13 protein-coding genes, 1 rRNA gene and 1 other annotated feature are annotated in these 14,634 nt (G+C 39.9%); all 14 genes read left to right on the top strand.

The features are described from left to right. The 14 genes from rrf to BN1068_RS23205 all read left to right on the top strand — a co-directional run bounded on the left by rrf (nt 1) and on the right by BN1068_RS23205 (nt 14,565). A 5S ribosomal RNA gene (gene rrf / locus BN1068_RS23270) occupies nt 1-116 on the top strand. 381 nt (nt 117-497) lie between these two features. Then, nucleotides 498-1,184, top strand: a complete 687-nt coding sequence (locus BN1068_RS23265; protein WP_254846865.1) for an MgtC/SapB family protein — start codon at nt 498-500, stop codon at nt 1,182-1,184. A gap of 182 nt (nt 1,185-1,366) precedes the next feature. Continuing rightward, on the top strand, nt 1,367-1,834 hold the full coding sequence (locus tag BN1068_RS23260) for a CtsR family transcriptional regulator (RefSeq protein WP_077605149.1): 468 nt from the start codon (nt 1,367-1,369) through the stop codon (nt 1,832-1,834). 22 nt (nt 1,835-1,856) lie between these two features. Continuing rightward, the gene (locus BN1068_RS23255) at nt 1,857-2,417 is read left to right on the top strand and encodes a protein-arginine kinase activator protein McsA (RefSeq protein ID WP_077605148.1); all 561 of its coding nucleotides are present in this window, start codon (nt 1,857-1,859) and stop codon (nt 2,415-2,417) included. Then, nucleotides 2,414-3,478, top strand: a complete 1,065-nt coding sequence (locus BN1068_RS23250) for a protein-arginine kinase McsB (RefSeq protein ID WP_077605147.1) — start codon at nt 2,414-2,416, stop codon at nt 3,476-3,478. The genes BN1068_RS23255 and BN1068_RS23250 overlap by 4 nt, the downstream gene beginning before the upstream one ends. A 13-nt stretch (nt 3,479-3,491) precedes the next feature. After that, complete coding sequence (gene clpC, locus BN1068_RS23245; RefSeq protein WP_077605146.1) at nt 3,492-5,924, top strand: ATP-dependent protease ATP-binding subunit ClpC; 2,433 nt, start codon at nt 3,492-3,494, stop codon at nt 5,922-5,924. Nucleotides 5,925-6,149: 225 nt separating this feature from the next. Further along, nucleotides 6,150-7,523: a DNA repair protein RadA gene (gene radA, locus BN1068_RS23240; RefSeq protein WP_077605145.1), complete on the top strand. Its 1,374-nt coding sequence runs from the start codon at nt 6,150-6,152 to the stop codon at nt 7,521-7,523. Between the two features lie 159 nt (nt 7,524-7,682). After that, complete coding sequence (locus tag BN1068_RS23235) at nt 7,683-8,780, top strand: PIN/TRAM domain-containing protein (RefSeq protein WP_077605144.1); 1,098 nt, start codon at nt 7,683-7,685, stop codon at nt 8,778-8,780. A gap of 199 nt (nt 8,781-8,979) precedes the next feature. Further along, nucleotides 8,980-10,449: a glutamate--tRNA ligase gene (gene gltX / locus BN1068_RS23230; protein WP_077605143.1), complete on the top strand. Its 1,470-nt coding sequence runs from the start codon at nt 8,980-8,982 to the stop codon at nt 10,447-10,449. Between the two features lie 67 nt (nt 10,450-10,516). Continuing rightward, nucleotides 10,517-10,735 (top strand) — a binding site (T-box leader). A 136-nt stretch (nt 10,736-10,871) separates the two neighbouring features. Further along, the gene (gene cysE, locus BN1068_RS23225; RefSeq protein ID WP_254846864.1) at nt 10,872-11,516 is read left to right on the top strand and encodes a serine O-acetyltransferase; all 645 of its coding nucleotides are present in this window, start codon (nt 10,872-10,874) and stop codon (nt 11,514-11,516) included. Beyond that, entirely contained in the window at nt 11,497-12,903 is a 1,407-nt protein-coding gene (gene cysS, locus BN1068_RS23220; RefSeq protein ID WP_077605142.1) for a cysteine--tRNA ligase, read from the top strand. The genes cysE and cysS overlap by 20 nt, the downstream gene beginning before the upstream one ends. After that, complete coding sequence (locus BN1068_RS23215) at nt 12,903-13,304, top strand: Mini-ribonuclease 3 (protein WP_077605141.1); 402 nt, start codon at nt 12,903-12,905, stop codon at nt 13,302-13,304. The genes cysS and BN1068_RS23215 overlap by 1 nt, the downstream gene beginning before the upstream one ends. A gap of 25 nt (nt 13,305-13,329) precedes the next feature. Beyond that, on the top strand, nt 13,330-14,058 hold the full coding sequence (gene rlmB / locus BN1068_RS23210) for a 23S rRNA (guanosine(2251)-2'-O)-methyltransferase RlmB (RefSeq protein ID WP_077605216.1): 729 nt from the start codon (nt 13,330-13,332) through the stop codon (nt 14,056-14,058). Then, nucleotides 14,059-14,565 (top strand): NYN domain-containing protein, encoded by a 507-nt coding sequence (locus BN1068_RS23205; RefSeq protein WP_077605140.1) that lies wholly within the window; start codon nt 14,059-14,061, stop codon nt 14,563-14,565. The last annotated feature ends 69 nt before the right edge of the window (nt 14,566-14,634 follow it).

Genomic DNA, 14,634 nt, shown 5'->3' with positions numbered 1-14,634 from the left:
TCTGGTGGCGATAGCGAAGAGGTCACACCTGTTCCCATGCCGAACACAGAAGTTAAGTTCTTCAGCGCCAATGGTAGTTGGGGGCTTCCCCCTGCGAGAGTAGGACGTTGCCAGGCACATTGAAAAAAGAGTTAAGCACATGCTTAGCTCTTTTTTTTGTATAAAAAAAAGCAATTCAACTCCCATCTGTTCATTTGTTTTTACCGCGTTTCTTCCTTGAGGTTAGAAGGCTTTTCTTCTAATTATGATAGTATGATTAAATGTAATTATTAAAAATAATAATTTTTAAATAGATGAAGAAAATATCTTCTTATTAGCAAATTAATAATATTAGAATATAATGGAAGTTAAAGCTAATATTATTTTTTAACAGCTCCTTCAGAAAAAGTATAGAGACAAGCTAATCTTCTCTAAATATCTCAGTAGGCATAAAAAAAGAAATGATAACGTAAGGATATAAGTGCACTCTAAAAATTTATACAAAGGAGTAAGTAAAATTGGAACAATTCATTGGTGAGGATTTTCTTGTTATTGTATCACGTTTATTTATTGCTTTGATATTATCTGGTTTAATTGGTTTTGAACGAGAAATTAATAATCATTCAGCTGGGTTCCGTACGCATATACTAGTAGGAGTAGGATCCTGTTTAATGATGGTTTTATCGATTTTTGGATTTATCTCTTTTATGGAGCAGTATGATAATATTCGATTTGACCCTGCCCGTATTCCTTCTTATGTAATTAGCGGTATTGGCTTTTTGGGAGCTGGTACAATTATCGTTTACGGAGGAACTATCAAAGGATTAACAACAGCTGCTTCTATATGGGCTGTCGCGGGTATTGGTTTAGTCGTTGGAGCCGGGATGTACAGTGTAGCTATTGTAACAACGCTCATTATTCTCGCTAGTTTAATTTTTTTAAACCAGATAGAGCATTTCTTTCCCAGGTTTAAATCAAGTAATTTTATTGAGGTTATTGCATCAGAGGAATTCGAAATACATGAAGCAGTAAAGTCAATCGAAAAAAATTATTTTAATATTAAACAAATAGAAATAAAGTTATTGGAAGGGAAACAACGCAAAATTCATATATGGACAAATATGAAAGCGAATAAAAACTTAGTTTATTTATTTGATGATATATCAAAGCTTCCAGGAGTGGTAAATATAACAAAACGAAATTAAAGTTTAAATATTTTCATAGAGTTTCTATAATTATGTTTTGAATTCTTGCCTGTTTGTCAAAAATAGAAATACCATCCATTTGCAACTTAAAGAATTTATATTATAATAAAGTCATAGTCAAAGTTAGTCAAAGTCAAAAGAACTAATTTATCAAATAAATTATTTGATTTGAGGTGCGAAGGATGAGTAACATTTCAGATATCATTGAACAATATTTGAAAAAAGTATTACAGGCAGAGGAGCAGCAAGCAATAGAGATTAAAAGAAGTGAAATTGCAGATCAATTTCAGTGTGTACCTTCTCAAATAAACTATGTGATTAACACGCGCTTTACTGTAGAGAAAGGATATATCGTGGAGAGTAAACGCGGAGGTGGCGGCTATATCCGTATTATGCGGGTACGTCATCAGGATCAATCAGAGTTAATCGATGAAATTATTTTTCTAATCGGTGATTCGATTTCTCAGCGTGCTGCCGTAGATATTTTAGAGCGGCTTTTAGAAGAGGAGCTGATTACAGCACGTGAAGCGAAGTTGATGCTAGCAAGTATTGATCGAACAACCTTAGCTTTTCAATTACCACTTAGAGATGAACTGCGTGCACGTATACTCAAATCTGCATTAACTGCGCTTAAGTATTTGAACGATTAATTACCTGGAGGGGAGGAGTCGTATGGAATGCCAGGAATGCCACGAAAGAAAGGCTACATTACATTTTAAGCATATAATAAACGGCCAGGAGACTAAAATCAGTCTTTGTGAGGTATGCGCCAAGAAGAAAGGATATTTAAGCTATCCGGAAGAAGGGTACTCTTTAAACGATCTTTTATCAGGGCTGTTTCAAAAGGATGGATTAAACTTGAGCTCTGCAGGAACAACAAAATCCAGCCAGTCTAACCAATCCCAGGAGCTGAAATGTTCCTCTTGCGGCAGAACGTTTAGTGAATTTAAAAAGGCCGGAAAATTTGGATGCGCAAATTGTTACGCTTCCTTTGATTCTAAGGTAGAACCAATTTTACGGCGTGTACATGCTGGAAATACGAAGCACACAGGCCGGATACCAAAGCGTGCAGGGAAGTATATCCAGCAAAAGCAGTTAATTTCTTCTCATAAAGAAGAGTTAAAACAGCTGATTGAAGAAGAAGAGTTTGAAAAAGCAGCTGTTCTTCGCGATAAAATTAGAGAACTGGAAAAAGAAAATCACCAAAATAAGGAAGCGGGCGATAACAAGTGACATTAGAATCATTTATAAACGAAGCGATTAGCCCGTGGATGCTGGAGGATGGTCCGGATAAAGACATTGTGATGAGCAGCCGCGTTCGTTTAGCCCGCAACTTTGCTGATAAACTATACCCGACATCCGGTAATCAAGAGGCATTAGAAGAGGTGCTGCAATTTATTAAGGAGAATTATACTGATCCGGAAGATACGCAGCAGGATGCCATTTCATTTATACCAATGAAAAATCTAAATATGATTGAAAAGCTCGTTTTGGTGGAAAAACACTTAATAAGTCCACATTTAATTAAGCATAGTGATCATGCAGCGGTGTTATTATCTGAAAATGAGCAGACTTCAATTATGGTAAATGAAGAGGATCATTTGCGTATCCAGGTGTATTATCCAGGGCTCCAGCTAAGAAAAGCTTTGGAGGAAGCATACTACTTAGATGATTGGCTGGAAGAAAAGGCCGACTACGCATTCGATGAGACAAAAGGCTACCTGACGAGCTGTCCTACTAATATTGGAACCGGGATGCGGGCTTCGATTATGATGCATTTACCTGCTCTAGTTCTGACAAAGCAAATTAACCGGCTGATTCCGGCAATCAACCAGTTAGGTCTTGTTGTCAGAGGAATATATGGTGAAGGCAGCGAGGCGAGGGGGAATATATTTCAAATATCGAATCAGATTACGCTGGGCAAATCGGAAGAGGATATTGTAGAAGATTTGGAGAGCATTGTCAACCAGCTCGTGGAGCATGAGCGCATGGCTCGTGTATATATTTACGAACAATCTGAGATTAGTCTGGAGGATCGCGTTTTCCGTTCATATGGAACATTAAAAAATAGCAGAATTATTGATTCAAAGGAAGCGGCTATTTGTATTTCAAATTTGCGTTTAGGTATAGATTTAGGCATAATAGAAAACATTTCCGAGAATATACTGAATGAGCTGATGGTTTTAACACAACCTGGATTTCTGCAACATTATGCTAATAAAGCATTACGCTCTGATGAACGCGATATTCGAAGGGCTTCCATCATTCGTGAAAGATTAAATTTGAAAAAGTAGGAGGAAATAACATATGATGTTTGGTCGCTTTACAGAGAGAGCACAAAAGGTATTAGCATTATCACAAGATGAGGCTGTACGATTAGGCCATAATAATATTGGAACAGAGCATATTCTTCTTGGCCTGGTACGTGAAGGGGAAGGTATAGCTGCGAAAGCATTGCAATCTCTCGGCTTGGAAGTATCTAAAATTCAAGAAGAAGTTGAAAAGCTGATTGGTGTTGGCAAACAGCCTTCTCAATCTATTCATTATACTCCCAGAGCGAAGAAGGTCGTTGAATTATCTCAGGATGAAGCAAGGAAACTGGGCCACTCTTATGTTGGAACAGAGCATATTCTCTTAGGTTTAATCCGTGAAGGAGAAGGAGTTGCTGCCCGTGTTTTAAATAACCTTGGTGTAAGCTTAAATAAGGCCCGGCAGCAGGTTCTTCAGCTCTTAGGAAGTAATGAGTCCCAGGCAGGGCGTCAAGGGCGTACAGGACAGCAGACAAACGCAAGCACCCCTACTTTAGATTCTTTAGCCCGTGATTTGACGGTCAGTGCGAAAGAAGGAAAAATAGACCCTGTTATTGGACGCTCCAAGGAAATTGAACGTGTTATTCAAGTATTGAGCCGCCGTACCAAAAACAATCCTGTATTGATTGGTGAGCCCGGTGTCGGAAAGACTGCTGTTGCGGAAGGATTAGCACAGCAAATTATTGATAATGAGGTACCGGAAACACTTCGTGATAAACGTGTGATGACATTAGATATGGGTACTGTTGTTGCAGGAACAAAATACCGCGGTGAGTTTGAGGACCGTTTGAAAAAAGTAATGGAAGAGATTCGTCAATCAGGGAACGTTATTTTATTTATTGATGAACTCCATACTCTTATTGGTGCCGGTGGAGCAGAGGGTGCAATCGATGCATCTAATATTCTTAAGCCATCACTTGCCCGCGGGGAATTACAATGTATTGGAGCAACAACATTAGATGAGTATCGGAAATATATAGAAAAGGATGCTGCATTAGAACGCCGTTTCCAGCCAATTCAGGTGGATGAACCGACCCTTGATGAGACGATTCAAATCCTGAAAGGCTTAAGAGACCGTTATGAAGCTCATCATCGTGTGACAATTACAGATGAAGCAATTGAAGCAGCAGCAACCTTATCTGACCGGTACATTACAGATCGTTTCTTGCCGGATAAGGCAATTGACTTAATCGATGAAGCTGGTTCAAAAGTACGCTTAAACTCATATACTGTTCCGCCAAACTTAAAAGAGCTGGAACAGAAATTAGAAGAGGTAAGAAAAGAAAAAGATGCTGCAGTACAAAGTCAGGAATTTGAAAAAGCAGCATCCCTAAGAGATTCTGAACAGCGTTATCGGGAAAACCTTGAGAAAACCAAGGACGAGTGGAAGGAAAAGCAAGGACAGACCGATTCCGAAGTAACCATGGAGGATATTGCGGCAGTAGTATCTATCTGGACAGGAGTTCCTGTTTCTAAACTGACAAAGGATGAGAGTGAGCGCCTGCTGAACATGGAAGAGATCCTTCATGATCGGGTTATTGGCCAATCTGAAGCAGTAAATGCTGTAGCAAAAGCAATACGTCGTGCCCGTGCCGGGTTAAAAGACCCTAAACGTCCAATTGGCTCTTTCATATTCCTCGGACCAACGGGTATTGGTAAAACAGAGCTTGCCCGTGCGCTTGCAGAAGTGATGTTCGCTGATGAGGATGCTATGATCCGCATTGATATGTCTGAGTACATGGAAAGACATGCGACATCCCGTTTAGTTGGTTCACCTCCAGGCTATGTAGGTTATGAAGAGGGAGGCCAATTAACAGAAAGAGTTCGTCGTAAACCATATTCTGTTGTCCTGCTGGATGAGGTGGAAAAAGCCCATCCGGAAGTCTTTAACATTCTCTTGCAGGTACTTGAGGACGGCCGGTTGACGGATTCAAAAGGAAGAGTTGTTGATTTCCGTAATACGGTTATCATCATGACTTCTAACGTTGGAGCAAGCGAATTGAAGCGTAATAAATATGTCGGCTTTACATTAGATAATGATGAAAAGAAAGAGCATGAAGATATGAAATCGAAGGTGCTGGATGAATTGAAAAAAGCATTCCGTCCAGAGTTCCTAAACCGTATTGATGAGACAATTGTGTTCCATTCTCTGGAGAAAAAACACATGAAGGATATTGCATCATTAATGCTTAAACAGCTGCAAAAACGTTTGGAAGAGCAGGAGCTGACACTTTCACTTACAGATAAAGCGATTGAAAAAATTGCTAACGAAGGCTTTGACCCGGAATATGGTGCCCGCCCATTGAGACGCTCTATTCAAAGTAATATTGAGAATTTATTATCGGAAGAGCTTTTAAAAGGGAACATTGAAAAAGAACAAAAGGTAAAAATAGGTTTAAACAGCAAAGGAGAATTTATTGTCCTTCCTTAAAAGGGCTGCCTATAGAGCATCAAAAGCTAGGAGAACACGATTCTTCTAGCTTTTCTCCATTATGTTGAAAAAACTTGTGGCATAAATATGGAAGATTGTTTTTTAATTTGATGCTTTCCTGTAACCTATGAAAACCGGAAATAGTCTATAATGATAGATAAGGGTGGTTCCATGTGTAGTAACTTACATGAGACATGGAACATCGCTTGAAGGAGGTTTCAAACGTTGGCAAAAAGGAAAACAAAATTTGTCTGTCAGGAATGTGGGTATGAATCGGCTAAGTGGATGGGGAAATGTCCAGCTTGCCATCAATGGAATACAATGGTAGAAGAAATAGAAGCTGCTGCTGTAAAAGGCAGGACAGGATATATGTCTGGTATAACCTCCTCACAAAAGCCTGAAAAAATCACCTCTATTGAATCGAAAAAGGAACCGCGTGTGACAACGAAAATGCGGGAATTTAATCGTGTGCTGGGTGGAGGCGTTGTTTTAGGATCACTGGTTTTAATTGGCGGAGATCCGGGTATTGGAAAATCAACCCTCTTATTACAAATATCTGCACAGCTGGCGGAGAAAGATTTACCAGTTCTTTATGTTTCGGGTGAAGAATCTACAAGACAAACAAAATTACGTGCAGACCGGTTAGATATAAAAACAGATAAACTGTATGTATTATCAGAAACAAATTTAATGGATATAAGCAGACAGATAGAAGAAATTAACCCCTCCTTTGTCGTTGTTGATTCTATTCAAACTGTTTTTAAAGAAGAGATAACAAGTGCCCCTGGCAGTGTTTCACAGGTTAGAGAATGTACAATGGAGCTTATGAAAATTGCAAAGACCAAAGGTATCCCTATTTTTATTGTGGGTCACGTAACAAAAGAAGGATCTATTGCAGGTCCGCGTTTATTGGAGCATATGGTGGATGCGGTGTTGTACTTTGAAGGAGAGCGGCATCACACATATCGTATTCTAAGAGGTGTGAAGAACCGTTTTGGAAGTACTAATGAAATGGGGATCTTTGAGATGAAGGAAGAAGGATTACGTGAAGTAATGAACCCTTCTGAAATCTTCCTGGAAGAAAGGTCTCAGGGCGCTGCCGGATCAACTGTGGTTGCTTCAATGGAAGGAACACGGCCGGTTTTAGTAGAAATACAGGCACTGATTTCACCGACAAGCTTTGGTAACCCGCGCAGGACGGCCACCGGGGTAGACCATAACCGGGTACCGCTGTTGATGGCTGTATTGGAGAAACGTGTCGGGCTTATGCTGCAAAATCAGGATGCTTATATTAAAGTGGCGGGCGGTGTAAAGCTGGACGAGCCGGCTATTGATTTAGCACTTGCAATCAGCATTGCATCAAGCTTCCGGGATCAGCCGACTAAGCCGGATGATATTTTTATAGGAGAGGTTGGCTTAACAGGAGAAATTCGTCGTGTATCCCGTATTGAACAGCGGGTACAGGAATCTGCGAAATTAGGATTTAAACGGGTAATTTGTCCAAAAAATAATCTAGACGGCTGGAATTATCCGGCGGGTATCGAAGTAATTGGTGTTTCCAATGTACAGGAAGCTTTAGAAGTTGGATTACATCAGTAGGGTTAAAAAAATGTTCAAAAAGCAATGCGATAACTCATTTCCTCGAAAAACCGTCCGTCTCTTTTTGAGAATAAACTTTTTGAAGAATTCCAATCAGGTTAGCATATATTACGCGTCATTTGGTAATACTACTAATACTAGTCAGGAGGTGTAAAGGAATTGATGAAAAAAGTAGTACACTTATTTTTTATTATATTAGGTGGTACCATGGGGTATCTCTATCTTCCGGCCATCGTTCAGTTATTAAATGTTTCTGAATCCAGCTGGTTAACTTCATCTATCTTAGGAATGATTGTTGGAGCTATTATATTTTTTATCTTGTCTTATTTACTAGTAAACTATATTGTGAATTTCTTTCGTTGGGTGGAAGATGCACTGGTCAAAATACCAGCCATGGATTTGTTTTTTGGCAGTATTGGGTTAATTGTCGGTCTGGTTATAGCTTACTTTGTTAATATGCCGTTTCAAGATATGAGTATTCGTATTTTTTCGCAGGTCTTGCCGCTTTTCATTATGATTATACTCGGTTACTTAGGTTTCCAGGTTGGTTTTCGCCGGCGTGAGGAATTTATGAATATTCTCAAACCTGCGAAAAAGGACAAGCGCCGCAGCAATGACGAAGAGGATACGGATTCAAATGTGCAGTATCCAAGGCCTAAAATTTTAGATACAAGCGTGATTATTGACGGACGGATCGCAGATATTTGTCAGACAAACTTTTTAGAGGGAACCATTGTTATTCCTCAGTTTGTACTCGGTGAATTACAGCATATCGCAGATTCATCCGATGCGTTAAAACGGAATCGGGGCAGACGCGGCTTAGATATCTTGAACAGGATTCAGAAAGAACTCGCTGTAAAAGTTGAAATCTATGAGGGCGATTTTGAAGATATTCCAGAAGTGGACAGCAAGCTGATTAAGCTGGCAAAAGTCATTGACGGGATTGTCGTGACAAATGATTTTAATTTAAATAAAGTATGTGACTTCCAGGGAGTGTCTGTTTTAAATATTAATGATCTTGCCAATGCGGTGAAGCCGGTCGTTCTTCCGGGTGAAGAACTGCATGTTCAAGTAATCAAAGATGGGAAAGAGCACAACCAGGGTGTTGCTTATTTAGATGATGGAACAATGATTGTTGTAGAAGAAGGCAGAGATTATATCGGCAAAAATATTGAGGTTGTCATTACGAGTGTTTTACAAACCTCTGCCGGCCGGATGATTTTTGCAAAACCAAAATTACTTGAAAAAGCTTTGTAAAAAGGGTATAACTGATAAAGGATAAAAAAAGTGATAACATGGATATGTTATCACTTTTCGTATAGAGCTTGTTAATAATATAAAAATGGGGAAGATTCCTTTTCTGATAGGTGTTTTAGAAAGCTTTCTATTAGATTTTTGAACAGTTTCTCCTGAAAAACAGGTAGCGATTATATAAACAATGAAGGAGGCATTTTAAATGAGTAAGGAAGTTCGTGTACGTTATGCACCCAGCCCAACAGGGCATTTGCACATTGGTAATGCTCGTACGGCTTTATTTAATTATTTATATGCAAAACATTTTGATGGAAAATTTATTATCCGCACAGAAGACACAGATGATAAAAGAAATGTAGAAGGCGGCGAAGAGAGCCAATTAAAATATTTAAAATGGCTCGGCCTGGAATGGGATGAAGGAGCAGATATCGGCGGAGATTACGGTCCTTACCGTCAAACAGAACGCTTGGATATCTATCAAAAGTACGTAGATGAACTGCTTGAGCGTGATTTAGCTTATAAATGCTACATGACAGAAGAAGAGCTGGAAGCAGAACGGGAAGAACAGCGTGCAAATGGACAAGTTCCTAAATACGCCGGGAAACATAGTAACTTAACAGAAGAAGAAATTCGGAACTTTGAAGCAGAAGGCAGAAAACCAAGTATCCGTATTCGTGTTCCTGAAAATAAAACATATACCTTCCATGATATCGTTCGCGGAGAGATTACATTTGAATCAAGTGATTTTGGCGACTGGGTTATTGTAAAGAAAAATGGTATTCCTACTTATAATTTTGCCGTAGCTATTGATGATCATTTTATGGAAATTACTGATGTATTGCGCGGAGAAGAGCATATCTCTAATACACCGAAGCAAATGATGGTCTATGATGCATTCGGGTGGACAGCGCCGCGTTACGGGCATATGACATTAATTCTTAATGAAGAACGTAAAAAGCTGAGTAAACGTGATGAGCATATCCTGCAGTTTATTGAGCAATACCGTAACTTGGGCTATCTGCCGGAAGCGATGTTTAACTTCATCAGCTTGCTTGGATGGTCTCCGGTTGGAGAAGAAGAGATGTTTAGCCAGGATGAACTGATTGAAATATTCGATCCGGAACGGCTATCTACCTCTGCTGCTATTTTTGACCAGCATAAATTGAAATGGATGAACAATGAATATATTAAGAAAGCAGATATAAGCCGTGTCATTGACTTAGCATTGCCGCATTTAATTGAAGCAGGCAAGCTTCCTGAAAATATGGACGAGAAGACACGCGAATGGGCAGAAAATGTAATTACTCTATATCGCGAACAATTACGCTATGGAGCAGAAATTGTGGAATTGACAGAGCTGTTTTTCCAGGAGGATATTTCATATGGTGAAGCAGAACGTGAAATCCTGAGTGAAGAACAGGTTCCTGAAGTATTGCAGGTGTTCACAGATAAATTGATTCATTTAGAATCGTTTGATAAAGATTCGATCAAAGCGCAATTTAAAGCAACGCAAAAAGAAACAGGACATAGAGGTAAGAAACTTTTCATGCCTATCCGTGTCGCAACAACAGGGCAAATGCACGGTCCGGAGCTTCCTTTTGCTATTGAATTATTAGGAAGAGATGTTATTGTGAAGCGTCTGGATAAATTATTAAAGGAAATGGGAGCTTAAGAGTTCACATTTGTCCAATTATATAATATATTATCCTTATAAGAAATGCTTATAAAAACGAAATATCCATAAAGCGTGGATGGGGTAAAGTAAAAAATGAATTTCTTACACAGAGAGAATCACATGTGCTGCGAGTGATTTTAAGATTTCTTTTTGAAGTGCGCCTCAGAGTCTATCGTAGAAAATAAAGTACACGATAGCGGTTCTCTGCCGTTAACAGGAGCAAAGTGGAGAGAGGATTTTCTTTCTCTGAACAGAGTGGGACCGCGCAAAAAGCGTCTCTGTGTTTTTTATAACACAGAGACGCTTTTCTTATAGTTATAGAAGAGAAAAAATAAAGGCGCTTATGCTATGTGAAATCTATCCAATTATTTTAAATAAAGGGGCTGTATATTGTGGTCTTTCGAAGGATGAAGGAGGATATGGAGGTTGTATTTGAACAGGATCCAGCCGCCCGGACATATTTTGAAGTTATGTTGACTTATTCTGGCGTACATGCAATATGGGCTCATCGCATAGCTCACTGGCTGTATAGTAAGAATTTGAAATTTCTGGCCCGTTTTATCTCGCAATTCGCCCGTTTTATAACCGGTATTGAAATACATCCAGGGGCAAGAATAGGAAGAAGATTGTTTATTGATCATGGGATGGGTGTTGTCATCGGAGAGACGTGTGAAATAGGGGATAATGTCACTATTTTTCAAGGAGTAACGCTTGGCGGAACTGGGAAAGAACAAGGTAAACGGCATCCCACGATTGAAGACAATGCGATGATATCGACAGGTGCCAAAGTACTTGGGGCAATTACAATTGGCGAGAACTCGAAGGTAGGAGGGGGCTCCGTCGTATTAAAAGATGTTCCTGCTAATTCTACGGTTGTCGGTGTTCCCGGCCAGGTCGTAGTCCAAGATGGAATTCGGCTGAACAGGGATCTGGATCATCAGAACATTCCAGATCCGGTTTCGGAAAAATGCAGTGATTTACAAGACCAGATTACAGAACTAAAAGCGGAAATCGAGCTTTTAAAGAAAGGAAGATTAAACAATCATGACGATCCAAATATATAACACGTTAACAAGGCAGAAAGAGGACTTCAAACCAATTGAACCGGGGAAAGTGTCTATGTATGTTTGTGGTCCTACCGTGTATAACTATATCCATATCGGAAATGCACGTCCTGCCATTGTATTTGATACAGTACGGAGATATTTTGAATATCGAGGCTTTGACGTCCGTTATGTTCTTAATTTTACAGATGTAGACGATAAGATTATTAAAGCAGCCAAGGAAGCGGGAGAAGAGGTAGGTACGCTTGCGGACCGGTTTATTGATGCTTATTTAGAAGATGTGCAATCACTGGGTGTTAAAAAAGCAACTAAAAATCCGCGTGTTATGGATTCGATGGAAGAAATTATTATCTTTATCAAAGAATTAGTTGACAAAGGCTACGCTTATGAAGCTGAGGGAGATGTTTATTTTAAGCCGCGTTCCTTTAAAGGGTATGGAAAGCTTTCTCATCAATCTATTGATGAATTGCGTTCTGGTGCCCGTATTCAAGTCGGCGAGAAAAAAGAAGACCCATTGGACTTTGCTCTATGGAAAAAAGCAAAAGAAGGAGAAATTGCATGGGATTCTCCTTGGGGAGAAGGGCGGCCGGGCTGGCATATTGAGTGCTCGGCGATGGCGAAAAAATATTTAGGTGAAACGATTGATATTCACGCAGGAGGGCAGGACTTAACTTTCCCGCATCACGAGAATGAAATTGCGCAATCGGAAGCACATAATGATAAAACCTTTGCAAACTACTGGATGCATAATGGTTATATTAATATCGATAATGAAAAAATGTCGAAATCACTCGGTAATTTTGTGCTTGCACGTGATTTAATTGAAAAGCATGATCCGAAAGTATTACGTTTCTTTATGCTTTCCGTGCATTACCGCAACCCGATTAATTTCACAGAAGAATTATTAGAAAGTGCTAAAACAAGCTTGGAAAGAATTGAAACAGCTTATCACAATTTAGGGCACCGCCGTAAAGCAAGTATGGATCTGAGAGAAGATAATAAAGAATGGCTGGATCGTATCGAGGAACGGAAAAAACGGTTTGAAGCGGAGATGGATGACGACTTTAATACAGCGAATGCCATTTCCATTCTATTTGATTTATCTAAAGAGGCAAATGTTTATGTACAAGAGGAGCAAACAGCGACAGAGGTGATTGATGTCTTTCGTGAAACGATTGTCTCCATGCTTCAGGTATTAGGAATCGATATCAAAAATAAACAGGAAGAGCTTTTGGATGAAACCATCGAAGCGTTGATTGCGGAACGGAATGAGGCACGTAAAAATCGTAATTTTGCCCGCGCAGATGAAATACGCGATCAATTGAAGAACGAAAAGATTATCTTAGAGGATACGCCGCAGGGTGTAAGATGGAAAAGAGGTAAATAATGAAAGACAGTGATGTCAGACAGATGAAAAGCCTCGCTCTGGCATATATTGGAGATGCGATTTATGAAGTATATGTACGTGAGCTATTATTAGAGCGGGGAACCATTAAACCGAATCAATTACATCAGGAAGCTATTCGATATGTATCTGGCAAGTCACAGGCAAAGGTTATCCTCCATTGGCTGGATGGTAACCTTTTAACAGAAGAGGAAAGCAAAGTAGTGATCCGGGGAAGAAATGCCAAATCGGGCAGTACTCCCAAAAATATCAGTATACAAACATATCGGTACAGTACAGCATTTGAAGCATTGATTGGCTATCACTATCTATTAAAAAATGAGCAAAGGCTGCAGGAATTGATGACAAAAGCAGTAGAATTCTTAGAAGAAGGGAGTGCTTGACGTGACACAGGAAAAGGAATGGATTATGGGGAAAAACCCTGTAATCGAAGCATTAAAATCCGGCCGTTCTGTAAATAAAGTCTGGATATCTGAACAATTGCAGGGGACGGCCGCACATAAAATACAACAGCTTGCCCGTGAAGCGGGAGCGGTTGTTCAAAAAGTTCCAAGATCGAAGCTGGATAAGCTGCAGGAAGGAAATCATCAAGGGGTGGTAGCCTCCGTAGCCTCGTATCCCTATGCCTCTATCGAAGATCTCTTCGGCAGAGCGGAGGAAAGAGGAGAAGCACCTTTCTTTATTTTGCTGGATGAATTAGAGGACCCGCATAACTTAGGATCCATTTTACGTACTGCGGATGCAACTGGAGCGCATGGAGTTATTATCCCTAAGCATCGTTCAGTTGGTCTGACAGCTACAGTGGCAAAAACAGCAGCCGGAGCGTTGGAATATATTCCTGTTGCCAGAGTGACGAATATTGCTAATACTATTGATGAACTTAAGGAAAGAAATGTATGGATCGTCGGAACAGAAGCAGATGCTGATGAAGATTATCGTCAGCTTGACGGAACCCTGCCAATTGGACTTGTTATCGGAAACGAAGGAAAAGGAATGAGCCGGCTCGTCCGGAAAAAATGTGACTGGACCGTCAGCTTGCCGATGGTCGGACAAGTCTCCTCGTTAAACGCATCTGTTGCTTGCAGTTTACTTCTTTATGAAGTATTACGAAAGCGAAAGCCCCTAGGGAGTTCCTAAATGATTGTCTTAATTGTGGACGGCTATAATATCATCGGCGCCTGGCCAGAGCTTGAACATCTGAAAGAAAAAGATATTGGTCAGGCAAGAGACCGGCTTATTGAGCTCCTTGCAGAGTATCAGGCATTTACTGGTGACCGTGTTATTGTAGTCTTTGATGCCTATTATGTGCGTGGAATAGAATCAAAACAGGAGCAATTTAAAGTTGAAGTTATTTATACCAAGGAAAAAGAAACGGCAGATGAATGTATAGAAAAGCTTGTCAGAAAAGTGAAGAATGTCGAAACTCAAGTATACGTTGCAACATCGGATTATGCCGAACAACGGACAATCTTTGGACAAGGGGCTCTGCGTAAATCAGCCAGAGAGCTTCTGATTGAGATGGATGATATGAATCAGGAGATCCGCATCAACCTTGAGGTACATCAGAAGGAAAAACCAGCTGCTAAAATCCCGATAGATCAAGATTTACTAAAAAGGTTTGAAGAGATGCGGCGGGGGAAATAGAAATACATGGAAGTAATAAAAAGGAAGTGCTTCTCAGAAAATTTTTGAGAAGCCATTCCTGTAAAAAGG

The organism is Oceanobacillus sojae (assembly GCF_900162665.1).
GTDB classification, from domain to species: Bacteria; Bacillota; Bacilli; order Bacillales; family Amphibacillaceae; genus Oceanobacillus; species Oceanobacillus sojae_A.
The sequence above is the reverse complement of the archived record's forward strand: the minus strand, read 5'-3'. Positions and strand labels throughout refer to the sequence as shown.